The following is a 654-nucleotide window of genomic DNA, read 5'->3' as shown; positions in this document are numbered from 1 at the left end:
CGTTGAGACAGTGCCCAGATCGTTACGCCTTTCGTGCGGGTCGGAACTTACCCGACAAGGAATTTCGCTACCTTAGGACCGTTATAGTTACGGCCGCCGTTTACTGGGGCTTCAATTCAGAGCTTCGCTTGCGCTAACCCCTCCTCTTAACCTTCCAGCACCGGGCAGGCGTCAGCCCCTATACGTCATCTTACGATTTTGCAGAGACCTGTGTTTTTGCTAAACAGTCGCCTGGGCCTATTCACTGCGGCTCTCTCGGGCTATTCACCCTACCAGAGCACCCCTTCTCCCGAAGTTACGGGGTCATTTTGCCGAGTTCCTTAACGAGAGTTCTCTCGATCACCTTAGGATTCTCTCCTCGCCTACCTGTGTCGGTTTGCGGTACAGGCACCTCCCGCCTCGCTAGAGGCTTTTCTTGGCAGTGTGAAATCAGGGACTCCGGAGACAATTCTCCTTGCCATCACAGCCTAGTGTTAGATGAGAACGGGATTTGCCTCGTTCTCCACCTCACTGCTTAGACACACAACCAACTGTGTGCTCACCCTATCCTACTGCGTCCCCCCATTACTCAAACGGCGGGGAGGTGGTACAGGAATATCAACCTGTTGTCCATCGTCTACGCCTATCGGCCTCGACTTAGGTCCTGACTAACCC

1 rRNA gene is annotated in these 654 nt (G+C 54.0%); it reads right to left on the bottom strand.

From position 1 onward, the window contains the following. Positions 1–654: ribosomal RNA gene (locus GD002_RS17595) — 23S ribosomal RNA — on the bottom strand; the annotation flags it as partial.

It is taken from the genome of Sporosarcina obsidiansis (assembly GCF_009651005.1).
In the GTDB taxonomy this organism is placed as follows: Bacteria; Bacillota; Bacilli; order Bacillales_A; family Planococcaceae; genus Sporosarcina; species Sporosarcina obsidiansis.
Note: the sequence above shows the minus strand (reverse complement) of the source record. Positions and strands in the feature narration are given on the sequence as shown.